We start from the raw sequence: 21,657 nt of genomic DNA on the forward strand, positions 1-21,657 counted from the left end.
TCACCCCACCCGCTCCTTTCGCCTTGGCGTCGCTGCAGAGCCTGCGTGGCATGGTCGATCTGTTGCCGGAGCAGATCGCGTTGTGGCAGCACGTGGAGGCCACGGCCCGGGACCAGTTCCGCCGTGCCGGTATCGCCGAGATCCGCACGCCCCTGCTGGAGGTCACCGAGCTGTTCGCCCGCGGCATCGGCGAGGCCACCGATGTGGTGGGCAAGGAGATGTACACCTTTCTCGATCGCGGCGAGCGCAGCTGCACCCTGCGACCGGAAGGCACCGCATCGGTGGTGCGGGCGGCGATCCAGCACGGTCTGCTGAGCCAGGGGCCCCAGCGGCTTTGGTATGGCGGGCCGATGTTCCGCTATGAACGCCCCCAGGCGGGTCGTCAGCGCCAGTTCCACCAGATCGGGGTGGAGCTCTTGGGCTTTGCCGATGCCTGCAGCGATGTGGAGGCCATTGCGGTGGCCTGGGATCTGCTGGCCGAACTGGGCGTGGGTGGCCTGGCTCTGGAACTCAATTCCCTGGGCAGCGCCGAGGACCGGGCCCGCTATCGCGAGCAGCTGGTGGCCTGGCTGGAGCAGCGGCGCGAGCGGCTCGATGCCGATTCCCAGGACCGCATCCACACCAATCCCCTGCGGGTGCTCGACAGCAAGAACCCGGATACCCAGGCCCTGCTCGCGGAGGCCCCCAGCCTGGCCTCGGCCCTCAGTGAGGAGAGCCAGGCCCGGTTTGTGGCCGTGCAGCAGGCCCTTACGACCCTGGGCATCCCCTATGTGCTCAACCCCCGGCTGGTGCGGGGCCTGGACTATTACAGCCACACGGCCTTTGAGATCACCAGCAGCCAGCTGGGCGCCCAGGCCACGGTGTGCGGTGGCGGCCGCTACGACGGGCTGGTGCAGCAACTGGGCGGGCCGGCGACGCCGGCGATCGGCTGGGCCCTGGGGATGGAGCGCTTGGTGTTGCTGCTCAGCCAGCTGGAGCAGCCGATGGCGACCATTCCGGCGTTGGATCTCTATGTGGTGAGCCGCGGTGAGGCGGCGGCTACCCAGGCCCTGGCCCTGGCGCGCCGCTGCCGCCAGGCCGGGTTGGCAGTGGAGCGCGATGCCAGTGGAGCCGCCTTTGGTAAGCAGTTCAAGCGGGCCGATCGCTCCGGAGCGCGCTGGGCGGCCGTGATTGGCGACCAGGAGGCCATCGATGGCGTGGTGGGCCTCAAGGATCTGCGCTCCGGCAGTGATCAGCAAGCCGATCGGCGGCTCAGCCCCGAAGCCCTGCTTGAGGCCCTCGCAGCGTCCCTGCCGAGATCATGACGCCGTAGGACCTGTCCACCGGAGCAGGCCACTCCCGGGTGCTGGGCCTTTGACTGCCTACACCACTGAGAGCGGAGCAGCTGCGGCCCTGATGGGTGATCCGACCCTCGCGATCATTGCCGGTGAGGGCGCATTGCCGAGGATGCTCTCGGAGGCTCTCACCCGCGCGGGCCGCGCCCACATTGCCTGTTACCCCCATGGACTGGAGGTGGAGGTGCCGGCGGCGGAGGAATTTTTCTTCGAGCGTTCGATTGCCTTCATCAAGTCGTTGCAGCAGCGGGGCATCGACCAGATCGTGATGGTGGGCAAGTTTGTGCGGCCGCGGTCGCTCAACTTGCTGCGCTTTGAGGGGTCCACCTTGATGGCCGCCCCCCGCATCCTGGCGTCGCTGCGCAATGGCGATGACGCCTCCCTGCGGGCCCTAGCCCAGATCATCGAGGAGCACGGCCTGAAGGTGGTGGGCATCGAGGACGTGGCCCCGAATCTGCTGCCGGAGCCCGGCCTCTACGCCAGCACCGTGCCCAGCGATCTGGATCGGGCCGACGTGGAGCGGGCGGCTTACATCGTCGAGGCCATCTCCCAGGTGGATGTGGGCCAGGGTGCGGTAGTGGCCAAGGGCCTGTGCCTCGCCACCGAAGCCCTGCCTGGCACGGACGCCATGCTCGAGTGGGTGGCTTCCACCCGCACCGATCGGCCGGAGTCGGGCCGCTCCGGGGTGCTGTACAAGGCCCCCAAGCTCAACCAGGACCGGCGCATGGATCTTCCCGGCATTGGGCCCACCACCGTGGCCAAGGCCGCAGCGGCGGGCTTGGCTGGCATCGCCTGGGAGGCCCGCAGCGCCCTGTTGCTCGATGCCGAGCAAACCATGGCTGACGCCGAGCGCCTAGGGCTGTTTTTGTGGTCGCGGGAGCCGAATGTGGACTGAACCGTGACCCGGTTCGGGCTCGATTCGATTCATCCTCCCGCCTGCTCCAGCACCCCTTTGCTGCTGGGTACGGCGCCGGCCCGGCGGGGATCCAGTTCCACCGCCAGCCGTAGGGCCCGCGCAAACGCTTTGAAGCAAGCTTCCACGATGTGGTGGGAGTTCACCCCATCCAGCTGGCGGATGTGCAGGGTGAGGCCACTGTTGTTGGCCACGGCCACGAAGAACTCCTTCACCAGCTCCGTGTCGTAGCTGCCGATCTTCTGGGCCGGAATCTTCAGGCCGTAGCTGAGGTGGGGCCGGCCGGAGCAGTCGAGGGCCACTTGCACCAGGGCCTCATCCAGAGGGGCCACGAAGTGGCCGAAGCGGTGGATGCCGCGACGGTCGCCCAGGGCCTGGGCCAGGGCCTGGCCCACGGCGATGCCCACGTCCTCGTTGGTGTGGTGGTCGTCGATGTGGGTGTCGCCCTTGGCGCTGATCTCCAGGTCGATCAGTCCATGGCTGGCCAGCTGGTGGAGCATGTGGTCGAGAAACGGCACGCCGGTGTTCACCGTGCAGCGGCCGCTGCCATCCAGTCCCAGCGTCACGCGCACATCGGTCTCGCCGGTGGTGCGATGCACGGTGCCCCGTCGGTTGAGACCGTTCTGCCCTACGACGGCTGTCATGCCTTCACTGCACGCGCTCTGGATTCCCCATGCTGACAGCAGAATCCCGCCAGCGCTGCAGCAGGTCGCCGTAGGCGTCCACGCGCCGATCCCGCAGAAAGGGCCACCAGCGCCGCACCGTTTCGCTGCGGCCCAGGTCCAGGTCCACGGTTAACGCGGACTCCCCGTCGACGGGCGCCTCGGCGAGCAGCTCTCCCTGGGGTCCGCAGGCGAAGCTGCTGCCCCAGAACTCGAGCCCTGATCCCGAGGCCTTTGGGTCCCGCTCCAGTCCACAGCGGTTCACGGCCAGGACGGGCAGTCCATTGGCGATGGCATGGCCCCGCTGCACCGTGATCCAGGCCTGACGCTGGCGCTGGCGTTCGTCCGCCTCCTCGTCGGGATCCCAGCCAATCGCCGTTGGGTAGACCAGCAGCTCAGCTCCGGCCAGGGCCATCAGCCGCGCCGCCTCCGGATACCACTGATCCCAGCAGATCAGTACCCCCAGCCGGCCGACGCTGGTGGTGATCGGTTCAAAGCCCAGATCTCCAGGGGCGAAATAGAACTTCTCGTGGAAGCCTGGATCGTCCGGGATGTGCATCTTGCGGTAGGTGCCGGCGATGGTGCCGTCCCGCTCCAGCACCACTGCGGTGTTGTGGCTCAAGCCTGGCGCCCGCCGCTCAAACAGGCTGATCACCAGCACCACCCCCAGCTCCCGGGCCAGTTCGCCGTACACCCGCGTCGAGGGGCCGGGAATCGGCTCCGCCAGATCATGCAGGGCCACGTCCTCGCGCTGGCAGAAATAGGGACCGGCCTGGAGTTCCTGGAAGATCACCAACTGGGCACCGGCGCTGGCCACCCGGCGCACCGCCGCTTCGGTGGCCTGGCGCATCGCTTCCGCCTCGCCGCGCCAGCGTTGTTGCAGCAACCCCACCCGCAGGGTCCGGCCCGATGGGTCCTGCATCCTCACGGTCAACGGAACACCTCCGCCGGGATCTGCATCGTCGCGCAGTGCAGGGAGCCGTGCTGCAGCAGCAGCGCCGTGCAGTCGAGGGGGAGGATCCTCCAGCCCGGGCAGGCCTGGCTCCAGGCCGCTGCGGCCGCCCCATCCCGTGCGGGGTCCCCGTAGGTCGGGAGCAGCAGGGTGCCGTTCAGGAAGAGGGCATTGGCGTAGGTGGCTGGAAGTGGTCTGTCGTCATCGGGGGCGCGCCGTGTCGGCCCTGCCGGCAGGGGGACCAGCCGGTAGGGGGCGCCGGTGGCTGTGCGCAACGTCTGCAGTTGGCGCTGGAGTGCCGCGTCGGCCACGTGCACCAGGGTGTCCTGGGGGCAGAAGCGCACCAGGGTGTCGATGTGGGCGTCGGTGTCATCCCCGGCCAGGGCCTCCTGTTCCAGCCACAGCACCCGGTCTGCCCCGAGCTGCTGGCGCAGCTCCCCCTCCAACGCCGAGCGGTCCAGGTCCGGGTTGCGGCTGGACGCCAGCAGACAGTTGCTGGTGGTCAGCAGCGTGCCTTGCCCGTCACTGTCGATGCTGCCGCCCTCGAGCACCAGCGGCAGCCGCTGCAGGGGGGTGGGGCCCAGGGCTCCGGCGGCGTGCAGGGCACCGGTGGCGGCGTCATCTCCCGTGCTGTCGTACTTGCCGCCCCAGCCGTTGAAGCGGAAATCCAGCAGCAGGGGGACCTCCCGTGCGCTGCCCTGGGGTGTGGTGGGCCTCTCCAGCACGGTGATCGGGCCGTAGTCGCGCGTCCAGGTGTCGCGGGCGGGGCTGGCCAGCACCTGGAGCCGCGGCTTGGGGCCTGCAGCCAGGCAGGCCAGGGCAGGGCCTAGCTCGGCCAGGGCTCGCTCACGGTCTTCCACCAGCAGCAGCACGGGCACGAGCTCCGTGAGCACCGTCAGGAGTTGCCGGTAGCAGGCCCGCACCTCCTCCAGATAGGGCTGCCAGTCCCCTCCGGCGCGGGGCCAGGCCAGCAGCACCGCGCCCACCGGTTCCCACTCCGCTGGTAGGCGGCGGCTGGGTGCTCCCTCAGCGGTGCCGCTCACATCCCGGTGATGCAGTAGCCGGCGTCCACGTAGATCACCTGACCGGTGATGCCGGAGCTCAGGGGGCTGGCCAGGAAGGCGGCGGTGCTGCCCACCTCCTCCTGGGTCACGGTGCGCTGCAGGGGGGCCTTGGCCTCCACGTTGTGGATCATGTCGAGGATGCCGCCGATGGCGCTGCTGGCCAGGGTGCGGATCGGGCCGGCGCTGATGGCATTCACCCGCACCTGCTTCTCGGGGCCCAGCTCGGCGGCCAGGTAGCGCACCGAAGCCTCCAGGGCCGCCTTGGCCACGCCCATCACGTTGTAGTTGGGGATGGCCCGCTCGGCCCCCAGATAGCTCAGGGTGATCACGCTGCCGCCCGGGTTGAACAGGGGCTTGGCGTAGCGGCAGAGGGGTGCCAGGGAGTAGGCGCTCACCTCCAGGGCCCGGGCGAAGCCCTCGGGGCTGATGGCGGAGTAGTCGCCGATCAGTTCGTCCTTGCCGGCGAAGGCCAGGCAGTGCACCAACACGTCGATGGAACCCCACTGCTCCTTCACCCGGGCGAACACGGCTTCGATCTGGGCCGGGTCCTGCACGTTGAGGGGTTCGAACAGGGTGGGGGCCAGGGGGGCGGTGAGCTCGCGCACCTTGCCCTCGAAGCGGCCCTTGTCATCGGGCAAGTAGGTGACGCCGAGCTCAGCACCGGCGGCGTGCAGCTGCTGGGCGATCCCCCAGGCGATCGACTTGTTGTTGGCGATGCCCGTCACCAGGGCTGTCTTGCCGCGCAAATCAAGGAGCATGGGAGCAGGAGCCGGGAGCCGGAACGATGCGATCGGGGGATTCTCTCCCACCCGGGGATCTGCCCCGCCAGTTCGCCAGCCGAACGGAGCTGCAGGCCACCCTGCGGCAGCTGTTTCCCGAGGCTGCCGGCGACCTGAGCCCGATCCGGGGGGGACGCCAAGCCGCTGCTGCTGCCCTGGCGGCCATCGATCCAGGCGCCTATGGCCGCAGCCGCAATCACCTCGATGGGGCGGTGACCCGCCTGTCGCCCTGGATCCGCCATGGCGTGCTCAGCCTGGTGGAGGTGCGTGAGGAGGTGTTCGCCTGGCTGGAGCGCAGCGGCCAGCCTCCCCAGGCCGCCGCCAAGTTGATCAATGAACTGGGCTGGCGCGACTACTGGCAGCGGCTCTGGCGCCAGCTCGGCGATGGCATCTGGCGCGATCGCGAACCGCTCAAGACGGGCCATGCCCCCGAGCACTACGCCAACGCGCTGCCGGCGGATCTGCTCGAGGCCCGCACCGGTCTGGCCTGCATGGATGGCTTTGTGCAGGAGCTGCACACCACCGGCTGGCTGCATAACCATGCCCGGATGTGGTTGGCCAGCTACGTGGTGCACTGGCGCCGGGTGCGTTGGCAGGCCGGCGCCCGTTGGTTTCTGCAGCACCTGCTCGACGGGGATCCCGCCAGCAACAACCTCAGCTGGCAGTGGGTGGCCAGCAGCTTCAGCAGCAAGCCCTACCTGTTCAACCGCGACAACCTGGAGCGCTTCAGCTCCGGGCGCTACTGCCGCGTCTGCAGGGCCGCCACCGATGGCACCTGCCCGTTTGACGCCAGCTACGAGCAGCTTCAGGCCGCGTTGCTGGGGGCGCCGTCATGCTGAGGCCCGTGCTCTGGATTCACGGCGAGGCCCTCGGGCCGGCCAACCCCGCCCTGGTGGCCCACCCGGGGGCCCCGGCGGTGTTCGTGTTTGATCGGGACTTGATCGTGCAGGCGGACCTGAGCCTCAAGCGCCTGGGCTTTCTTTACGAGTGCCTGCTGGAGCTGCCGGTGACCCTGCGCCACGGCGATGGGGCCGAGGAGGTGCTGACCTTTGCCCGTCGCCATGGGGCCGATGGGGTGGTGACCAGCGCGGCGGTGGATCCCCGCTTCGAGGCTTTGCGGGAACGGATCGCTGCCCAGCTGCCGGTGCAGGTGCTCGAGCCCGAGCCCTTCGTAGAGCTGCCGGAGCCGCTGGATCTGGGCCGTTTCAGTCGCTACTGGCGCCGGGCTGAGCCGGCGCTGTGGGCGCGGGCTGGAGCAGCCGCTCCTCCTGTTCCAGCACGGCGTTGGGATCGCTGAGCAGGTCGGCTTCCTCCAGCAGGGGGTAGGGCACGGGTTTGATCTCTTGGGCCGTGCGGGGCGGCTCCACCCAGCTGAAGCTGCTGCGTGGTGCCCGCCCGCGGCACAGGGCCTCGCTCTGCTCGCGCAGGGCCCGGCGCACGTCCGCCCGGGCGACGGCCTGGAAGAATTCCTGGCGCGGGGCCAGGCCCGAGCTGAAGGGGGCCGTGCCATTGCCGTTGAACAGGCGGGCCGCATCGGCGCTCCAGCGGGGCTGGCAGCGTCCGCTCTGGCGGGTGTCGGTGTCGATCCAGATGTGCAGGCCGTAGCCATCGGGCTGGCTCACCACGGCGAGGCCGTCGTGGGGCAGCCGGCGCTGCAGGGGGTAGATCGCCCAGGTGGCATGGCGGTGGGCCGGCACGCAAGCACTGAGAAGGCTGGCTCCCAGGCCGGTGGCGAGGACCGTGGCCAGGGCACGGCTCAGGCTGGGGAGTCTCCGGAATGGGGTCACAATTGGGTCGCATTGCGGAGCGATGGGAATCATGGCCCTCACCCCCTCCACGATGCTGCCGCTGGGCACACCGTTGCCCCTGGAGAGGATCGCCGACGAGCTGGACGCCGGCAGCACCCGCCAGGTGAGCGGCGCTCCTCTCGATCTGGCGGCACTGGCGGGGCGCCCGGTGCTGGTGCTGTTTCTCTGCGCCCACTGTCCGTTTGTGAAGCACATCGAGCCCGAGATCACCCGGCTAGCGGGCGATCACGCGGGAGGCACGGGCCCCGATGGGCTGCAGCTGATCGGCATCTCCAGTAACAGCACCCTCAGCCATCCCCAGGACGGCCCGGAGGGTCTGCGGGCCCAGGCCGCTGCCTGTCACTGGACCTTCCCCTACCTCTTTGATGCCGACCAGGCCCTGGCCCGGGCGTTTCAGGCGGCCTGTACGCCCGACCCGTTCCTGTTTGGGCCTGACCATCGGCTGGCGTATCGCGGCCAGTTGGATGGCACCCGTCCCGGTCAGGGCGAGCCCTGCGACGGTCGGGATCTGCGGGCCGCCATCGCTGCCGTCCTCGCGGGAGATCCGGTGAACGGGGAGCAGCGCCCGTCGATCGGCTGCAACATCAAGTGGCATCCCGGCCGCGAGCCGGAGTGGTGGGCGACTTAAGTTGCTCCCCATGCAAGTGCCCCCCTTCAGCCTCAGCGAGCAGATCCAGGAGCTGGGTGCAGCTCTCGATCAGGCCGTGCTGGAGGTGTTGCGCAGTGGTCAATACATCGGCGGCGCCACGATTGCCCGCTTTGAAGCCGACTTCGCCACGGCCTGTGGCGTCCCCCACGCCATCGGCTGCAACAGCGGCACCGATGCCCTGATCCTGGCCCTGCGGGCCCTGGGCATCGGCCCAGGCGATGAGGTGATCACGGCCTCCTTCAGCTTTTTCGCCACCGCTGAAGCGATCAGCGCCGTGGGCGCCACGCCGGTGTTTGTGGATGTGGAAGAGAGCAGCTATCTGATCGATCTCGACCAGCTGGAAGCGGCCATCACCCCCGCCACCAGGGCCCTGCTCCCGGTCCATCTGTTCGGCCGCCCCGTGGACATGGAGCGGGTGTGCGCGATCGCGGCCCGTCATGGCCTCAAGGTGATCGAAGACTGTGCCCAGGCCACGGGAGCCAGCTGGGCCGGCCGACCCGTGGGCAGCTGGGGGGATGCGGGCTGTTTCAGTTTCTTCCCCACCAAGAATCTCGGTGGCGGCGGGGATGGGGGCGCGATCACCTGCCGGGATACCGAGCTGGCCCAGGCCATCCGCGAGCTGGCGGTGCACGGCATGCCCCGCCGCTACCTCCACACGGCCCTGGGTTACAACAGCCGCCTCGACGCCATCCAGGCGGCCGTTCTCAACGTCAAGCTGCCCCATCTGCCCCGCTGGGTGGAGCGCCGCGGCGCCATCGCCCGCCATTACCGCGAGCAGCTGGCCGCCCTGGGCGCCGTGGCCTTACCGGAAGCCGGTCCCGCTGGGCACAGCTGGAACCAATTCGTGCTGCGGGTGCCCCAGTGCCCGGGTGCCCGGGCCTGCGAGGCGGCCCCGGGGGCCTGTGTGCCCTCGTCCGACAGCGCCACGTTCTCCCTTCCCGAGGCCTGCTGCCGCGACTGGCTCAAGCAGCAGCTGCAGGAGGCTGGCGTCAGCACGATCATCTATTACCCCATCCCCATCCACCGCCAGCCGGCCTACGACGCGCTGGGCTACGGCCCGGGATCGCTGCCGATCACCGAGCGTCTCTGCAGTGAGGTGCTCAGCCTGCCGATTTTCCCCGAGCTCAGCGACGTGCAGCAGCAGCGGGTGATCGAGGTGCTCCACAGCGTGGTGGGCCAACCCGTCGCTGTTTGAGCCCCGCCTGACTCAAGCCTTGATCGTGGCGTAGAGGTCCTTGAAACGGGCCTGTTGGCTTTTGTGGTTCACCAAGGGTGCCGGGTAGCCCCGGCGCTCCAGGGGCGCGATCTCGCCACTGATCAGGTCGCGGGTGCTCACATGGCTGAGCTCTGGCAGCCAGGTGCGGATGTAGGTGCCCTCGGGATCGAACTTGCTGGCCTGGGTGGCCGGATTGAAGATGCGCAGGGGCTTGGGGTCCATGCCGCTGCTGGCACTCCATTGCCAGCCGCCGTTGTTGGCGGCCAGATCACCATCCACCAGCCGCGCCATGAAGGCGGCTTCACCCCAGCGCCAGTCGCAGATCAGGTCCTTCACCAGGAAGGACGCCACGATCATGCGGCAGCGGTTGTGCATCCAGCCGCTGGCGTTGAGCTGGCGCATGGCCGCATCGATGATCGGCATGCCCGTGAGCCCCTCGCTCCAGGCCTCAAACCAGCCGCGGTCGTTGTCCCAGGGGAAGGCGCGCCACTGGGGCCGGTAGGGCCCGTCCGCCAGCTCCGGGAAATGGAACAGGGCCTGTTGGTAGAACTCGCGCCAGGCCAGTTCCTGCTCCCACACCTGGATGGAGTGCTCCTCCTCCTGGCTGCGGGCCAGCGGACGGGCCTGTTGGGCGGCGGCCCAGGCCTGGCGGGGGCTGAGTGTGCCGAACTTGAGGGCGGCGCTCAGGCTCGACGTGCCCGCTTCGCCCGGGATGTTGCGGCCCGGTTCGTAGCCCAGCAGGGGGATGGAGCGGCCATCGCCATTGCAGAAGGTTTGCAGCTGTTCCTGGGACGCCCGTTCGCCGGGGTGGCAGGGGCACTGCGCGGCGCCGCTAAAGCCATGCTCCAAGTCCGGGCTCGCGATCGGCAGATCTGCTAGGGCTCCGGCGAGCTGGGCGGGATCAAGATCGATCAGGGCATTTGGCGGCGGCAGGGGATCCAAGCCACCGGAGGCTGCTGTGCCGGCAGCGCTGGCTTCCTCCACCTTGCGGCGCCAGCTGCGCCAGAAGGGTCCATAGACCCGATAGGGGTCGCCGTTGCCGGTTTTGAGGGCTTCCGGGGGGATCAGCAGCTGGTCCCAATCGGCCAGCACCTTGCGCCCCTCCGCCTGCAGGGCCCGCGCCACCCGCCGGTCGCGCTCGCGCCCGAACGGCTCCACGTCCCGGTTCCACGCCACCACGTCGGCGCCAAGGGCGCAGGCCAGGCGCGGCAGGAGTTCGGCTGGATCTCCGCGGAGCACCACCAGCCTGCTGCCGGCCTGCTGCCAGCTCTGCTCCAGCTCCTTCAGGCTCTCAGACAGAAACCACAGCCGTGCCGGCGCCATGGTGGGCTCCGACAGGATGGCCGGATCCAGCACAAACACCCCGGTGACCGCCGGGGTGGTGGCGGCCGCAGCAGCCAGGCCCCGGTTGTCCGCCAGGCGCAGGTCGCGGCGGTGCCAGAACAGCCAGCGGGGTGGAGTCATCAGAGGCCAAGCAGTTGCTTGGCCCGCAGCCAGGCGGTCACGCTCTTGCCATCGAGGTATTCATTGCCGCTGGCCAAGGCCGCATCGAGTTCGGCCGGTTCCATCAACAGCACCTCCAGGTCTTCGTCGTCGTCGCCGGCGGGGGGCTCGGCCAGGGGGCTGAGCTCGCGGGCCAGGAACAGGTGGATCACCTCATCGGAGTAGCCCGGACAGGGCAACATTGCCCCCAGGGCATCCCAGCGGCTGGCGCTGTAGCCGGCCTCCTCCTGGAGCTCCCGCCGCATGGTGCTGAGGGGATCTTCACCGTCATCGAGGGTGCCGGCGGGGAATTCCAGTAACCGGGTGGCCACCGCGAAGCGGTACTGGCGCAGCACAACCACCCGGCCGTCGTCGAGTACGGGTACGGCGAGGGAGGCGCCGGGGTGGCGGATCAGGCCGAAGCTGCCCACCACACCCATCGGCAGTTCGACCCGGTTCACCTCAAAGCGGATCTTGCGGGCCTCGAGCGCCGCGGTGGTTTCCAGGTGGCGCGCGGGCTCAGGAGCGGGGAGGGGCGCCATGGGCGAGCGGTGAGTGCAGCGGTGCCGTCAGCATCGCGCAGGGATGGCCGCTGTTCACCCACCACGGTTTCCCTCCAGGTGCTCTGGCCAGCCGGCTCGACCGGGGAGGACCATCGCCGTGCAGCTTGGTGCCAGGGTTTTTGCTCCTGGACCCTCGCCCAGGGCAGCCAGCGGGGCCAGGACGAAGTCCCGCTCGTGCCAGAGGGGATGGGGCAGTTGGAGCTGGGGAGTTTGGCAGCGCAGATCCCCCCACCACAGCAGGTCGAGGTCGAGGCTGCGGGGGGCCCAGCGTTCGTGGCGCTCCCGGCCAAAGTGCTGCTCGAGCCTTTGCAACCGCTCCAGCAGTGCCTCCGCTGCTGTGGTGTGGGGGGGGCTGGGGCCATCCACCAGCACCACGGCATTGAGGTAGTTGGCTTGGCCAGGGGGGCCGCCCACGGGTTGGGTTTCAAACAGGGGAGACCAGCGAAAGGTTGCTGGCTGCCCAGGCGGCGGCAGGCCCTGGTTCCACCCCTGCACCCCGGCCTCGAGCAGGGGGCGCACGGCGATCAGGGTGGCGAGCGGGCTGCCACTGGGGCCTGGCAGGTTGGCTCCCAGGGCAATGGCCAGGGTGGGGGAGGCGCCTGGGCCGGTCTGATCAGCGAGACTGGCGCGCACGTGAATCGGACCCGGGCCTCCCCATGGTTGCAAGCGGATCGACGCCCGGCGCCACCGCCACCAGCAGCGATATCGCCTCGAGAGCCTTTCCCCTGGCCGCCATCACCGGCCACGGCACCCTCAAGCTGGCCCTGCTGTTGGCGGCGGTGGATCCGGGGCTGGGGGGTGTGGTGATTGCCGGTGGCCGTGGCACCGGCAAATCCGTGCTGGCGCGAGGTCTCCATGCCCTGTTGCCCCCGATCGATGTGCTCGATCTGGGCACCTCCGCTCCGGGCCAGCCCGCCCCCGCGGCGCTCAACAGTGATCCCCAGCGCCCCGACGACTGGGACGCCGCCACCTGCGCCCGGCTCACCGAGCTGGGCGCCGATCCCACGGGCGTCGATGCCCACGCCCTGCTGCCCACCCGGGTGATTCCGGCTCCCTTCGTGCAGGTGCCCCTCGGCATCACCGAAGACCGGCTGGTGGGCTCCGTGGATGTCACGGCCTCCCTGGCCAGCGGCCAGGCGGTGTTCCAGCCGGGCCTCTTGGCGGAAGCCCACCGAGGCGTGCTCTACGTCGATGAGCTCAACCTGCTCGACGACAACATCACCAACCTGCTGCTCGCGGCGGTGGGCAGCGGTGAAAACCGGATCGAGCGCGAGGGCCTCAGCCTCAGCCATCCCTGCCGCTGCCTGCTGATCGCCACCTACAACCCCGAGGAGGGGGCTGTGCGGGATCACCTGCTGGATCGTTTCGCCATCTGCCTGAGTGCCAACCAGGTGCTGGAGCTGGATCAGCGGGTGGAGATCACCCGCAGCGCCATCGGCCACGCCGAATCAAGCGAGCAGTTCCGCCAGACCTGGCAAGAGGACACCGATGCCCTGGCCACCCAGCTGCTGCTGGCGCGCCAGTGGCTGCCGGATGTACAGATCTCCCGCGAGCAGATCACCTATCTGGTGGCCGAGGCCCTGCGCGGCGGCGTGGAGGGTCACCGCAGCGAGCTCTATGCCGTGCGGGTCGCCCGCGCCCATGCCGCCCTCAGCGGCCGGGATCGGGTGGAAGCCGATGACCTGCAGGTGGCCGTGCGCTTGGTGATCGCCCCAAGGGCGCTGCAGCTGCCACCGCCGGATCCCGATCAGCCCCTGGAACCGCCGCCGCCACCCCCGCCGCCCCAGGGGGAGCAGGAGCCCGAGCAGCCGGAGCCCCCCGACAACGAGCAGGAGCCCGAGGACGAGAACGACGACGACAACGACGACCAGGAGGAGGACACCTCCGAGGATCAGGCGCCGCCCCAGGTGCCTGAGGAGTTCCTGCTCGATCCGGAGGCCATCGCCATCGACCCCGATCTGTTGCTGTTCAATGCCGGCAAGGCCAAGAGTGGCGGCAGTGGCAGCCGGGCCGTGGTGTTCAGCGATTCCCGCGGCCGCTACGTGAAGCCGATGCTGCCCCGAGGCCCCGTCAAGCGCATCGCCGTGGATGCCACCCTGCGGGCGGCAGCGCCCTACCAGAAATCCCGCCGCGAGCGCGAACCTCACCGCACCGTGATCGTCGAAGACGGCGACCTGCGGGCTAAGCAACTGCAGCGCAAGGCCGGCGCCCTGGTGATCTTCCTGGTGGATGCCAGTGGCTCCATGGCCCTCAACCGCATGCAGAGCGCTAAGGGGGCCGTGATCCGGCTGCTCACCGAGGCCTACGAAAACCGCGACGAGGTGGCCCTGATCCCCTTCCGCGGCGAGCAGGCCGAGGTGCTGCTCCCCCCCACCCGCTCGATCACCGCCGCGCGCCGTCGGCTCGAGTCGATGCCCTGCGGCGGCGGTTCACCCCTGGCCCATGGCCTCTCCCAGGCGGCCCGGGTGGGGGCCAACGCCCTGGCCACCGGCGACCTGGGCCAGGTGGTGGTGGTGGCCATCACCGATGGCCGTGGCAACGTGCCCCTCAGCCGCTCCCTCGGCCAGCCCCAGCTGGAGGGCGAGGAGCCGGTGGACCTCAAGGAGGAGGTGAAGCAGGTGGCCAGCAGATACCGGGCCCTGGGCCTCAAGCTGCTGGTGATCGACACCGAGCGCAAGTTCATCGGCAGTGGCATGGGCAAGGATCTCGCCGAGGCCGCTGGCGGCAAATATGTGCAGCTGCCCAAGGCGAGTGATCAGGCCATTGCGGCCATTGCCATGGAGGCGATCAGCGGGGTTTAGGGCCGTCTGCTGCCCGGGCCGCTTTGTCCCGTTCCACTGCGGTCTGGGCGGGGTAGAGCTCGTCGAAGAATTTGCCCAGGCCCACCGCCACGCTGCGGATTCCATCCATGAAGCGGGGGTCGTCGGTGAGCTTGGTCACATCGCCGCCTACCGCGTTCCATTTGGCCGTGAGCTGTTCCGCGTTGCTCACGGTGGTCTGCAGCTCTTGAAGCGTTTTGGGGTTGTCCAAGGCGGCCAGCACCCGCCGCAGGTGGGCGCTGCTGCTGTTGAGGTTGGTGATCGTGGGCTGGGCCGACTTCACCGTGGTTTCCAATTCCTTGGCCAGCGCCTGGCCATCCTTCATGAAGGCGGAGGTGTCCTTGGCCGTGCGATCAAAGCTGCTGGCGGCCGTGGACACCTTGCTCAGCAGCTTCATCTGGTCCGTTTCCACCAGCATCTTGTGCATCAGCGTCGTCACGCTGCTGAGGCTTGGGCCCTGAATCCCTGCGATGGTGGCCCCATGGCAGAGGGCCAGAGAGGGATTGCAGGCTTTGGAGCGGGGATTCGGTGACCCCGCCGGCAGGGCGTTGCCCGTGCTGATCAGGGCCACTTCGGCTTCGCCGCCCAACAGGGAGGCTTCGCCGATCTCGGCCATGGCGGGCCGGGCCAGATTGAGGTCGGGATGGGTGATTTCCAGCTCAGCAATCACCGCTTCCGGAGTGACCCGTACCCGCCGGACGCTGCCCACCAGCACCCCCCGATACACGACTGGAGAGCGCTCGGCCAGTCCCTCCGCTTCCTCGAAGCTGGCGTTCACCGTCCAGTACTGGCGGCTCAGGGAGATGCCGCGCAGCCAGAAGGACAGCCCCACCGCGCTGGCGATGGCTGCCAGTAGGGAGAAGCCGACGATCGCTTCACGAATACTGCGGCGCATCGACTCAGAGCTCCGCCGGCTGCATCGGTCCGCGCAGACTACCGCTCCTGAACTGCACCACGTAGGGATCGCTGCAGGTGCGGTAGTCGTCAACCGTGCCGCTCCAGCGGAACTGGCCGTCGTAGAGCAGCACCACCCGCTGTGCTGCGCGTTCGATGGTGCTGTGCACGTGGCTCACCACCACGGAGGTTGCTCCCGCCACATCGGTGGTGCGCACGATCAGGTCTTCGATGCGGGTGCAGGCCACCGGGTCGAGTCCGGCGGTCGGCTCGTCAAACAGCAACAGGGGCATCTGGTCTGAGGATTTGCCGGGATCGTCGATCAGGGCCCGGGCAAAGCTGACCCGTTTCTGCATGCCGCCGCTGAGTTCGCCGGGGAGCTGCTCTTCGATGCCCTGCAGACCTACGGCGTTGAGGGCGGCGCCCACCCGGTTGCGAATCTCCCGCTCGCTGAGGCGGCCGTAGCGGTAGAGGAGGAAACCGACGTTTTCGCGCACGGTGAGCGAGCCCAGCAGAGCTGGGTTCTGAAACACCAGGCGCACATCGGGCGGGGTGCGTTGATCGAGCCGCAGATAGGTCTGGGGGAGCCCGTAGAGGCTCAGGGATCCGGAGCTGGGCAACTGCAGCCCGGCCAGCAGACGCAGGATGGTCGACTTGCCGGCTCCGGACGGTCCGACCACCACCAGCCGCTCCCCCGGAGCAATGCGCAGGTTGACGCTGTCCAGCACGCGCCGGCTGCCCCAGCGCACGCTGAGGTTGGCCATCTCCGCCAGGGGCGTGGGTTGGGCTGGTGCAGGGGTGGCCAGAACGGGGCGTTGCGGACCGTTCCCACTCTGGCCCTTTGCGCCCGGGATGGGTCTCCGTAAAGTTCAGCCACTTGCGGCAGCGTCCTCCCCCGCCCTTTGCGCCCCCCCGTTCCGGCCTCCCGATTGCGGCGATCCCGCCGACCGCTGCCGAAACCGGGCTGGCTGGGCCGCGGCGATCTGCGCCAGAAGGATCTGATGAGCCGCTCCCGCCGGGCGGCCCGCTGGCTGCAACCCGGGCTGGTGGTGAAGCGCTGGGTGCTCACCTCAGGCCTCGGCTTGCTCGTGGCCCTGCTCGGTGCGGCGGTGTGGGCCGATCTGCAGCCGATCTACTGGATGCTCTCCAGCATTCAGTGGCTGCTGGCCCAGGTCACCGGGGTGTTGCCCCGCAAAATCACCGGGCCCCTGGTGCTGCTGGTTGGTGCGGTGTTGATCTGGCTGGGCCAAAGCCGCAGTTTTGGCTCCATCCAGCAGGCCCTGGCTCCGGAAAAGGACACCTTGCTGGTGGACGCCCTGCTTGCCCAGCGCCGCCTGAATCGGGGGCCAAGCATCGTGGCGATCGGGGGTGGAACTGGGCTCTCCACCTTGCTCAGTGGCCTGAAGCGCTACAGCAGCAATCTCACCGCCATTGTCACGGTCGCTGACGACGGTGGGAGCAGTGGCGTGCTGCGCCGGGAACTCGGGGTGCAGCCACCGGGGGACATTCGCAATTGCCTGGCGGCCTTGGCCCGGGAGGAACCCCTGCTCACCCGCCTGTTCCAGTACCGCTTCAAGGCGGGCAGCGGGTTGGAGGGTCACAGTTTCGGCAACCTGTTTCTCTCGGCCCTCACAGCCATCACCGGCAACCTCGAATCGGCCATCACCGCCAGCAGCCGGGTGCTGGCCGTGCAGGGGCAGGTGGTGCCAGCTACCAACGCCGATGTGCGGCTGTGGGCGGAGCTGGAGAACGGGGATCGGATTGAGGGGGAATCGAAGATCGGCCATGCGGCCAGCCCGATCGTGCGGCTGGGCTGCACGCCGGAGCGACCGCCGGCCCTGCCGAGGGCCCTGGAGGCCATTGCCCATGCCGACCTGATCGTGCTGGGGCCGGGCAGTCTCTACACCTCGCTGTTGCCCAACTTGCTGGTGCCCGAGTTGGTGGAGGCCATCCGCCGCAGCAAGGCCCCCCGTCTGTACATCTGCAACCTGATGACCCAGCCCGGGGAAACCGATGGGCTCGATGTGGAAGGCCACCTGCGGGCCATTGAGGCCCAGCTGGCCAGCCTGGGGGTGGAGGAGCGTCTGTTCACAGCCGTGTTGGCCCAGGAGGATCTGGGCGACTCCCTTCTGGTGGACCATTACCGCCATCAGGGAGCCGAACCGGTGGTCTGTGATGTGCGCCAGTTGCGTCGCCAGGGCTATGACGTGACCCTGGCACCCCTCCAGGGCGCCCGCCCTACGGCCACCCTTCGTCACGATCCACGCAGCGTTGCTTTAGCTGTGATGCGCTATTTCCGCAAGCACCAGCGGGGCGCTCAGTAGGCGTCCTGCATTTCGTAGAAGTCCGGCTGCACGTAGTCCTTGCGCAGCGGATAGCCCTTCCAGTCCTCTGGCATCAGCAGCCGTTTGGGGTGGGGGTGGCCTTCAAAACGGATGCCGTACATGTCGAAGGTTTCCCGCTCCTGCCAGTCCGCTCCCCGGAACAGGCCATAGAGGGTGGGGATGGTGAGGTCCCCATCGCGGGCGAGGAACACCTTCAGGCGCACCTCCTCGGGGGCCTGATCGGCGGAGACGACCCCGTGGTTGCTGCGATCGGCCAGGGCCGCCAGTTTCACCAGGTGGTAAAAGCTCACCAGCCGGCCCCCGGGGCCTTCGTCGTAGCCGCCCTGGCATTGCAGGTAGTCGAAGCCCTGGGTTTTCAGGGCGGTTGCGATCACGGGCAGGAACACCGGTTCGACGCCGATCATTTCGACACCGAGGTGGTCGGTGCCCAGGGCAACCTGGTCGAAGCCTTGGCTGGTTAGCCAGGCGCCCACGGCCCCAGCAGCGGGAGCAGCAGAACTGTCCAGCGCCCCATCCTCTGGAGTCGCTGCAGGGGCTGCCTCGGGCGATGGCTCAGGCGAGGGGATGGGAGTCTCTTCGGGCATGGCAGGTGGCGCTCAGGCGTTGGCTTTGGCTGGGATGGCGGCCGCCGGAGCGGGCATCGGCAGGGCGCTGGCCGCAGCCAGGGCCTGCTTTTGGGTTTCGGCGGCGAGGTATTGGCCGTTCACGATGGGTTCCACCGCTTTCATCTGGTGGGACACCGTGCAGTAGCGGTGGGTCTGCTGGAGGTTGCCTCGCTCGGCCAGGGCCTCGTTGCCCACCTTCTTGCGCAGCTTGATCACCGCATCGAAGATCGCCTCCGGCCGGGGCGGGCAGCCGGGTAGGTAGAGATCCACAGGGATGAGTTTGTCCACGCCCCGCACCGCGGTGGTGGAGTCGGCGGAGAACATGCCGCCGGTGATCGTGCAGGCCCCCATGGCGATCACATATTTGGGTTCCGGCATTTGCTCATAGAGCCGCACCAGAGCCGGGGCCATCTTCATGGTGACGGTGCCGGCCACGATCAGCAGGTCGGCCTGGCGGGGGCTGGAGCGGGGCACAAGCCCGAAGCGGTCGAAGTCAAAGCGCGAACCGATCAGGGCCGCGAATTCGATGAAGCAGCAGGCGGTGCCGTAGAGCAGCGGCCACAGGCTGCTGAGTCGGGCCCAGTTGTGGATGTCATCCAGCGTGGTGAGGATCACGTTCTCGGACAGATCCGAGGTCACCGTCGGCGCTCCGACTGGATTGCAGCTGGCCGCCCGCACATCCTTGAGGGCGTTGATGGAGAGGCTTTCGGAGGGGATCGTGTTGGTCATGGGTCAGCTCCACTCGAGGGCGCCCTTGCGCCAGGCGTAGGCCAGGGCCACCACGAGGATGGCAATGAAGATCAGGGCTTCAATGAAGGCCAGCAAGCCCAGGCGGTGGAACGCCACGGCCCACGGATAGAGGAACACGGTTTCCACGTCAAAGATGACGAAGACCAGCGCAAACATGTAGTAGCGAATATTGAACTGAATCCAGGCACCACCAATGGGCTCCATGCCCGATTCGTAGGTGAGCTCCCGTTCACCAACCCGGCTCTTCGGCGAGAGCAGTTTGTTGGCCACCAACGCGAGCACGGGCACGGCCGCCGAGATCAGCAGGAAGCCCAGAAAGGCGTCGTAGCCGGAGAGCACGAACATTCGGGCCAGCCAAACTTGGCAGGCAGTCTGGCATCCGCGCCCGGGGCCTGGGGCCCGTCGATACAGTGGGCCCACCACCTCAGGCCCTGGGATGAGCTCTACCGAAACGCCCGAGCCCCTTCCTGAGGCCATCTCGGCCCCTGAGCCCAATCCGGCCCTTGCGCCCGCCCCAGTGGCCGAGCCCGCGGTGGATCCGGCCACCCATCGCTTTGAGTGCCGCAGCTGTGGTTTCGTCTATGACCCCGCCGAGGGGGTTCGCAAGTTGGCCATTGAGCCCGGCACGCCCTTCGTGGAGCTGGATCCCATCGGCTTCCGCTGCCCGGTCTGCCGCAGCCGGGTGGGCGCCTTCAAGGACATCGGCCCCCGCAACAAGCCCAGTGGCTTCGAGGAGAATCTCAATTTCGGCCTCGGAGTCAACCGCCTCACCCCCGGCCAAAAGAACGTGTTGATCTTCGGGGGCTTCGCCCTGGCCTTTGCCTTCTTCCTCTCCCTCTATTCCCTGCGCTGATGACTGGTCCTTCCCTGTCCCGTCCCTTTCAGCCTTTGCTGCGTCCCCTGATCAGCCTGCTTCTGGTGATCGGACTGGGCTTCGGGCTCTCCGGCTGTGTCACCACGGGCTTGCCAGCGGCCGCCACCAGTCCCTGGCAGCCCGTAGCCCTGACCACCAAGGCCAATCCCCTCGATGTGGCCTTCACCAATGACCGGCACGGCTTTTTGGTGGGCAGCAACCGGCTGATTCTGGAAACCGAGGACGGAGGGGCCAGTTGGTCCGAGCGGGCCCTCGACCTGCCGGAGGAGGAAAACTTCCGTCTGATCAGCATCGATTTCCGTGGGGATGAGGGCTGGATCGCCGGCCAGCCCGGCCTGTTGTTGCACACGACCGACGCCGGCCAAAACTGGAGCCGCCTGTTCCTGGATACCAAGCTGCCCGGGGAGCCGTACCTGATCACGGCTCTGGGTCCCAACCAGGCCGAGTTGGCCACCAACGTGGGTGCCATCTACAACACCCGTGACGGGGGCACCAATTGGCAGGCCGAGGTGGAGGACGCCGCTGGCGCAGTGCGGGAGCTGCGCCGGTTCGCTGATGGCCGCTATGTGAGCGTCAGCAGCCTGGGCAACTTCTTTTCCACCTGGAACCCGGGTGAGGGCACCTGGCAGCCCCACCAGCGCATGAGCAGCCAGCGGCTGCAGTCGATGGGCTTCCAGCCCGATGGAACGCTGTGGATGCTTGCCCGCGGCGCCCAGATCCGCTTCAACCCCGATGCCGCGAACGTGGAGGAGTGGGGCAAAGCCGTGGTGCCGATCACCAATGGCTATGGCTATCTGGATATGGCCTGGGCCCCCGATGGCTCGATCTGGACCGGAGGTGGCAGTGGCACCCTGCTGGTGTCCAACGATGGTGGCAAGAGCTGGCAGAAGGATCCGGTGGGGGCAGCCCAGCCCTCCAACTTCACCCGCATCAGCTTCAGCGCCGATGGCAAGGGCTTCGTGCTGGGGGAACGGGGCTCCCTCCTGCGCTGGGTGGGTTGAGCAGGTGGGCCCTGGCCGCCAACTTCTGTAACCAAGGCGCCGTTGCACTCCCATCCGCCGGCGGCGCACCCCTAGGATCTTCGAGCTGAACGCTTGTCGCTATGGCTGCCGGCTCAACTGGAGAACGCCCGTTCTTCGAAATCATCACGAGCATTCGTTACTGGGTCATCCATGCGGTGACCCTGCCTGCCATCTTCCTGGCTGGCTTCCTGTTCGTGTCCACGGGCCTGGCCTACGACGCCTTTGGCACGCCCCGTCCTGATGCCTATTTCCAGGCTCAGGAAAGCAAGGCTCCTGTCGTGAGCCAGCGCTACGAGGGCAAGAGCCAGCTTGACCTGCGCCTGCAATAAGCCATGACCCAGTCTCCCGTTTCGACCACGCCCCGCAACTATCCGATCTTCACGGTTCGCTGGTTGTCGGTGCATGCCCTTGGCATTCCGACGGTGTTTTTTCTGGGGGCCCTGGCCGCCATGCAATTCGTTCGCCGTTGAGCCGGTTTCTCACCACCAGCCATGCAACGCTCCCCCAACCCCAACAATCTGCCGGTTGAGCTCAACCGCACCAGCCTTTATCTCGGCTTGCTGTTCGTGTTCACGATCGGCATCCTCTTCTCGAGCTACTTCTTCAACTAAGCCTTCGTCACGTCACCCGGAGAGCCCCGATGAGCGGCAAGAAATCCAACCTGCCTGACGGCCGGATCCCGGATCGTCTGCCCGATGGTCGCCCGGCCGTCGCCTGGCGTTCCCGCTGGACCGAAGGGGTACTTCCCCTTTGGCTGGTTGCTACCGCCGGTGGCATGGCCGTCATTTTCGTGGTCGGCCTGTTCTTCTACGGCTCCTACGTGGGTGTGGGTTCCGCCTGACGCTCCCCAGGGATGCCTCTCTGAAAACCCCCTGCAGGGTCGTCTTCGGGCGATCTGCCGGGGGTTTTTCGTGATCAGGCGGTCC

Annotated in this window: 27 protein-coding genes; 14 read left to right on the forward strand and 13 right to left on the reverse strand. The window is 68.1% G+C overall.

What is annotated here, in order from left to right:
• The first annotated feature begins 23 nt into the window (after positions 1-23).
• Together hisS and lpxI are read left to right on the forward strand one after the other, a co-directional pair.
• A complete protein-coding gene (gene hisS / locus H6G16_RS01875) occupies positions 24-1,304 on the forward strand; it encodes a histidine--tRNA ligase (RefSeq protein WP_190388638.1) in 1,281 nt (426 codons plus the stop codon).
• Positions 1,305-1,395: 91 nt separating this feature from the next.
• Entirely contained in the window at positions 1,396-2,229 is an 834-nt protein-coding gene (gene lpxI, locus H6G16_RS01880) for a UDP-2,3-diacylglucosamine diphosphatase LpxI (protein WP_190388639.1), read from the forward strand.
• Between the two features lie 29 nt (positions 2,230-2,258).
• Here lpxI and hisB read toward each other — a convergent pair whose 3' ends face one another.
• The 4 genes from hisB to fabI are packed head-to-tail and all read right to left on the reverse strand — an operon-like array spanning position 2,259 to position 5,683.
• On the reverse strand, positions 2,259-2,891 hold the full coding sequence (gene hisB / locus H6G16_RS01885; protein ID WP_190388640.1) for an imidazoleglycerol-phosphate dehydratase HisB: 633 nt from the start codon (positions 2,889-2,891) through the stop codon (positions 2,259-2,261).
• 4 nt (positions 2,892-2,895) lie between these two features.
• Entirely contained in the window at positions 2,896-3,831 is a 936-nt protein-coding gene (locus tag H6G16_RS01890) for a carbon-nitrogen hydrolase (protein ID WP_190388641.1), read from the reverse strand.
• 8 nt (positions 3,832-3,839) lie between these two features.
• Positions 3,840-4,904, reverse strand: a complete 1,065-nt coding sequence (locus tag H6G16_RS01895) for an agmatine deiminase family protein (RefSeq protein ID WP_190388642.1) — start codon at positions 4,902-4,904, stop codon at positions 3,840-3,842.
• Positions 4,901-5,683, reverse strand: a complete 783-nt coding sequence (fabI, locus tag H6G16_RS01900; protein WP_190388643.1) for an enoyl-ACP reductase FabI — start codon at positions 5,681-5,683, stop codon at positions 4,901-4,903. Before fabI ends, H6G16_RS01895 begins: the two co-directional genes overlap by 4 nt.
• Positions 5,684-5,709: 26 nt before the next feature.
• Here fabI and H6G16_RS01905 point away from each other — a divergent pair, with 26 nt between their 5' ends.
• Both H6G16_RS01905 and H6G16_RS01910 read left to right on the forward strand, forming a co-directional pair.
• Positions 5,710-6,543 carry an FAD-binding domain-containing protein gene (locus tag H6G16_RS01905; RefSeq protein ID WP_190388644.1) on the forward strand — a complete coding sequence of 278 codons (834 nt, stop codon included), beginning with the start codon at positions 5,710-5,712 and terminating at the stop codon, positions 6,541-6,543.
• The gene (locus tag H6G16_RS01910) at positions 6,537-7,001 is read left to right on the forward strand and encodes a hypothetical protein (protein WP_190388645.1); all 465 of its coding nucleotides are present in this window, start codon (positions 6,537-6,539) and stop codon (positions 6,999-7,001) included. The genes H6G16_RS01905 and H6G16_RS01910 overlap by 7 nt, the downstream gene beginning before the upstream one ends.
• Here the strand turns inward: H6G16_RS01910 and H6G16_RS01915 are convergent.
• Positions 6,910-7,494 (reverse strand): hypothetical protein, encoded by a 585-nt coding sequence (locus H6G16_RS01915; protein WP_190388735.1) that lies wholly within the window; start codon positions 7,492-7,494, stop codon positions 6,910-6,912. The genes H6G16_RS01910 and H6G16_RS01915 overlap by 92 nt on opposite strands.
• Before the next feature lie 28 nt (positions 7,495-7,522).
• Here H6G16_RS01915 and H6G16_RS01920 point away from each other — a divergent pair, with 28 nt between their 5' ends.
• Together H6G16_RS01920 and H6G16_RS01925 are read left to right on the forward strand one after the other, a co-directional pair.
• Complete coding sequence (locus H6G16_RS01920; protein ID WP_190388646.1) at positions 7,523-8,140, forward strand: thioredoxin family protein; 618 nt, start codon at positions 7,523-7,525, stop codon at positions 8,138-8,140.
• Between the two features lie 10 nt (positions 8,141-8,150).
• The gene (locus H6G16_RS01925) at positions 8,151-9,356 is read left to right on the forward strand and encodes a DegT/DnrJ/EryC1/StrS family aminotransferase (protein ID WP_190388647.1); all 1,206 of its coding nucleotides are present in this window, start codon (positions 8,151-8,153) and stop codon (positions 9,354-9,356) included.
• 12 nt (positions 9,357-9,368) lie between these two features.
• On the opposite strand, the gene H6G16_RS01930 is transcribed toward H6G16_RS01925, so the two are convergent.
• Genes H6G16_RS01930 through folK form a run of 3 tightly spaced genes read right to left on the reverse strand, consistent with a single transcriptional unit; the run spans position 9,369 to position 12,055 of the window.
• Positions 9,369-10,841, reverse strand: a complete 1,473-nt coding sequence (locus tag H6G16_RS01930) for an FAD-binding domain-containing protein (protein WP_190388648.1) — start codon at positions 10,839-10,841, stop codon at positions 9,369-9,371.
• On the reverse strand, positions 10,841-11,401 hold the full coding sequence (locus tag H6G16_RS01935) for an NUDIX hydrolase (protein ID WP_190388649.1): 561 nt from the start codon (positions 11,399-11,401) through the stop codon (positions 10,841-10,843). The genes H6G16_RS01930 and H6G16_RS01935 overlap by 1 nt, the downstream gene beginning before the upstream one ends.
• A 54-nt stretch (positions 11,402-11,455) precedes the next feature.
• Positions 11,456-12,055: a 2-amino-4-hydroxy-6-hydroxymethyldihydropteridine diphosphokinase gene (gene folK / locus H6G16_RS01940; protein WP_190388650.1), complete on the reverse strand. Its 600-nt coding sequence runs from the start codon at positions 12,053-12,055 to the stop codon at positions 11,456-11,458.
• A 23-nt stretch (positions 12,056-12,078) separates the two neighbouring features.
• Between folK and bchD the strand changes: the two genes are divergently transcribed.
• Complete coding sequence (bchD, locus tag H6G16_RS01945) at positions 12,079-14,223, forward strand: magnesium chelatase ATPase subunit D (protein ID WP_190388651.1); 2,145 nt, start codon at positions 12,079-12,081, stop codon at positions 14,221-14,223.
• On the opposite strand, the gene H6G16_RS01950 is transcribed toward bchD, so the two are convergent.
• Positions 14,210-15,136, reverse strand: coding sequence for an MlaD family protein (locus H6G16_RS01950; protein WP_190388652.1), 927 nt, complete (start codon positions 15,134-15,136; stop codon positions 14,210-14,212). The genes bchD and H6G16_RS01950 overlap by 14 nt on opposite strands.
• A 4-nt stretch (positions 15,137-15,140) precedes the next feature.
• Positions 15,141-15,899 (reverse strand): ATP-binding cassette domain-containing protein, encoded by a 759-nt coding sequence (locus tag H6G16_RS01955; RefSeq protein WP_190388653.1) that lies wholly within the window; start codon positions 15,897-15,899, stop codon positions 15,141-15,143.
• 237 nt (positions 15,900-16,136) lie between these two features.
• Between H6G16_RS01955 and H6G16_RS01960 the strand changes: the two genes are divergently transcribed.
• Positions 16,137-17,459, forward strand: coding sequence for a gluconeogenesis factor YvcK family protein (locus H6G16_RS01960; RefSeq protein ID WP_190388654.1), 1,323 nt, complete (start codon positions 16,137-16,139; stop codon positions 17,457-17,459).
• Here H6G16_RS01960 and H6G16_RS01965 read toward each other — a convergent pair.
• From H6G16_RS01965 to ndhC, 3 genes are read right to left on the reverse strand one after another with little or no spacing between them, the layout of a single operon-like run.
• Positions 17,453-18,064, reverse strand: a complete 612-nt coding sequence (locus H6G16_RS01965) for an NAD(P)H-quinone oxidoreductase subunit J (RefSeq protein ID WP_190388655.1) — start codon at positions 18,062-18,064, stop codon at positions 17,453-17,455. The two genes, H6G16_RS01960 and H6G16_RS01965, sit on opposite strands and share 7 nt — an antisense overlap.
• Before the next feature lie 12 nt (positions 18,065-18,076).
• The gene (locus H6G16_RS01970) at positions 18,077-18,814 is read right to left on the reverse strand and encodes an NADH dehydrogenase subunit K (protein WP_190388656.1); all 738 of its coding nucleotides are present in this window, start codon (positions 18,812-18,814) and stop codon (positions 18,077-18,079) included.
• A 3-nt stretch (positions 18,815-18,817) separates the two neighbouring features.
• Positions 18,818-19,180, reverse strand: coding sequence for a photosynthetic/respiratory NAD(P)H-quinone oxidoreductase subunit C (ndhC, locus tag H6G16_RS01975; protein ID WP_190388657.1), 363 nt, complete (start codon positions 19,178-19,180; stop codon positions 18,818-18,820).
• A gap of 91 nt (positions 19,181-19,271) precedes the next feature.
• Here ndhC and H6G16_RS01980 point away from each other — a divergent pair, with 91 nt between their 5' ends.
• From H6G16_RS01980 to H6G16_RS02005, 6 genes are all read left to right on the forward strand, one after another.
• Positions 19,272-19,688, forward strand: a complete 417-nt coding sequence (locus H6G16_RS01980) for a rubredoxin (protein ID WP_242036105.1) — start codon at positions 19,272-19,274, stop codon at positions 19,686-19,688.
• Positions 19,688-20,710, forward strand: a complete 1,023-nt coding sequence (locus H6G16_RS01985) for a photosynthesis system II assembly factor Ycf48 (RefSeq protein WP_190388658.1) — start codon at positions 19,688-19,690, stop codon at positions 20,708-20,710. The genes H6G16_RS01980 and H6G16_RS01985 overlap by 1 nt, the downstream gene beginning before the upstream one ends.
• 101 nt (positions 20,711-20,811) lie before the next feature.
• Entirely contained in the window at positions 20,812-21,060 is a 249-nt protein-coding gene (psbE, locus tag H6G16_RS01990; RefSeq protein WP_190388659.1) for a cytochrome b559 subunit alpha, read from the forward strand.
• 3 nt (positions 21,061-21,063) lie between these two features.
• Positions 21,064-21,201, forward strand: coding sequence for a cytochrome b559 subunit beta (gene psbF, locus H6G16_RS01995; protein ID WP_190388660.1), 138 nt, complete (start codon positions 21,064-21,066; stop codon positions 21,199-21,201).
• Between the two features lie 21 nt (positions 21,202-21,222).
• The gene (locus H6G16_RS02000) at positions 21,223-21,342 is read left to right on the forward strand and encodes a photosystem II reaction center protein L (protein WP_190388661.1); all 120 of its coding nucleotides are present in this window, start codon (positions 21,223-21,225) and stop codon (positions 21,340-21,342) included.
• A gap of 29 nt (positions 21,343-21,371) precedes the next feature.
• Positions 21,372-21,572 carry a photosystem II reaction center protein J gene (locus H6G16_RS02005; RefSeq protein WP_094559112.1) on the forward strand — a complete coding sequence of 67 codons (201 nt, stop codon included), beginning with the start codon at positions 21,372-21,374 and terminating at the stop codon, positions 21,570-21,572.
• Positions 21,573-21,657: the final 85 nt, after the last annotated feature.

The organism is Cyanobium sp. FACHB-13342 (genome assembly GCF_014697415.1).
In the GTDB taxonomy this organism is placed as follows: domain Bacteria; phylum Cyanobacteriota; class Cyanobacteriia; order PCC-6307; family Cyanobiaceae; genus Cyanobium_A.

Coding starts and splice junctions, on each gene's coding strand:
- H6G16_RS02000 (WP_190388661.1), top strand. CDS start 21,223: ATGCAACGCTCCCCCAACCCCAACAATCTGCCGGTTGAGCTCAACCGC.
- H6G16_RS01910 (WP_190388645.1), top strand. CDS start 6,537: ATGCTGAGGCCCGTGCTCTGGATTCACGGCGAGGCCCTCGGGCCGGCC.
- H6G16_RS01930 (WP_190388648.1), bottom strand. CDS start 10,841: ATGACTCCACCCCGCTGGCTGTTCTGGCACCGCCGCGACCTGCGCCTG.
- H6G16_RS01965 (WP_190388655.1), bottom strand. CDS start 18,064: ATGCCCGAAGAGACTCCCATCCCCTCGCCTGAGCCATCGCCCGAGGCA.
- H6G16_RS01955 (WP_190388653.1), bottom strand. CDS start 15,899: ATGGCCAACCTCAGCGTGCGCTGGGGCAGCCGGCGCGTGCTGGACAGC.
- lpxI (WP_190388639.1), top strand. CDS start 1,396: ATGGGTGATCCGACCCTCGCGATCATTGCCGGTGAGGGCGCATTGCCG.
- hisB (WP_190388640.1), bottom strand. CDS start 2,891: ATGACAGCCGTCGTAGGGCAGAACGGTCTCAACCGACGGGGCACCGTG.
- psbE (WP_190388659.1), top strand. CDS start 20,812: ATGGCTGCCGGCTCAACTGGAGAACGCCCGTTCTTCGAAATCATCACG.
- H6G16_RS01950 (WP_190388652.1), bottom strand. CDS start 15,136: ATGCGCCGCAGTATTCGTGAAGCGATCGTCGGCTTCTCCCTACTGGCA.
- psbF (WP_190388660.1), top strand. CDS start 21,064: ATGACCCAGTCTCCCGTTTCGACCACGCCCCGCAACTATCCGATCTTC.
- H6G16_RS01985 (WP_190388658.1), top strand. CDS start 19,688: ATGACTGGTCCTTCCCTGTCCCGTCCCTTTCAGCCTTTGCTGCGTCCC.
- H6G16_RS01960 (WP_190388654.1), top strand. CDS start 16,137: ATGAGCCGCTCCCGCCGGGCGGCCCGCTGGCTGCAACCCGGGCTGGTG.
- ndhC (WP_190388657.1), bottom strand. CDS start 19,180: ATGTTCGTGCTCTCCGGCTACGACGCCTTTCTGGGCTTCCTGCTGATC.
- H6G16_RS02005 (WP_094559112.1), top strand. CDS start 21,372: ATGAGCGGCAAGAAATCCAACCTGCCTGACGGCCGGATCCCGGATCGT.
- H6G16_RS01905 (WP_190388644.1), top strand. CDS start 5,710: ATGCGATCGGGGGATTCTCTCCCACCCGGGGATCTGCCCCGCCAGTTC.
- fabI (WP_190388643.1), bottom strand. CDS start 5,683: ATGCTCCTTGATTTGCGCGGCAAGACAGCCCTGGTGACGGGCATCGCC.
- H6G16_RS01980 (WP_242036105.1), top strand. CDS start 19,272: ATGAGCTCTACCGAAACGCCCGAGCCCCTTCCTGAGGCCATCTCGGCC.
- bchD (WP_190388651.1), top strand. CDS start 12,079: ATGGTTGCAAGCGGATCGACGCCCGGCGCCACCGCCACCAGCAGCGAT.
- H6G16_RS01925 (WP_190388647.1), top strand. CDS start 8,151: ATGCAAGTGCCCCCCTTCAGCCTCAGCGAGCAGATCCAGGAGCTGGGT.
- H6G16_RS01920 (WP_190388646.1), top strand. CDS start 7,523: ATGGCCCTCACCCCCTCCACGATGCTGCCGCTGGGCACACCGTTGCCC.
- H6G16_RS01935 (WP_190388649.1), bottom strand. CDS start 11,401: ATGGCGCCCCTCCCCGCTCCTGAGCCCGCGCGCCACCTGGAAACCACC.
- H6G16_RS01970 (WP_190388656.1), bottom strand. CDS start 18,814: ATGACCAACACGATCCCCTCCGAAAGCCTCTCCATCAACGCCCTCAAG.
- H6G16_RS01890 (WP_190388641.1), bottom strand. CDS start 3,831: ATGCAGGACCCATCGGGCCGGACCCTGCGGGTGGGGTTGCTGCAACAA.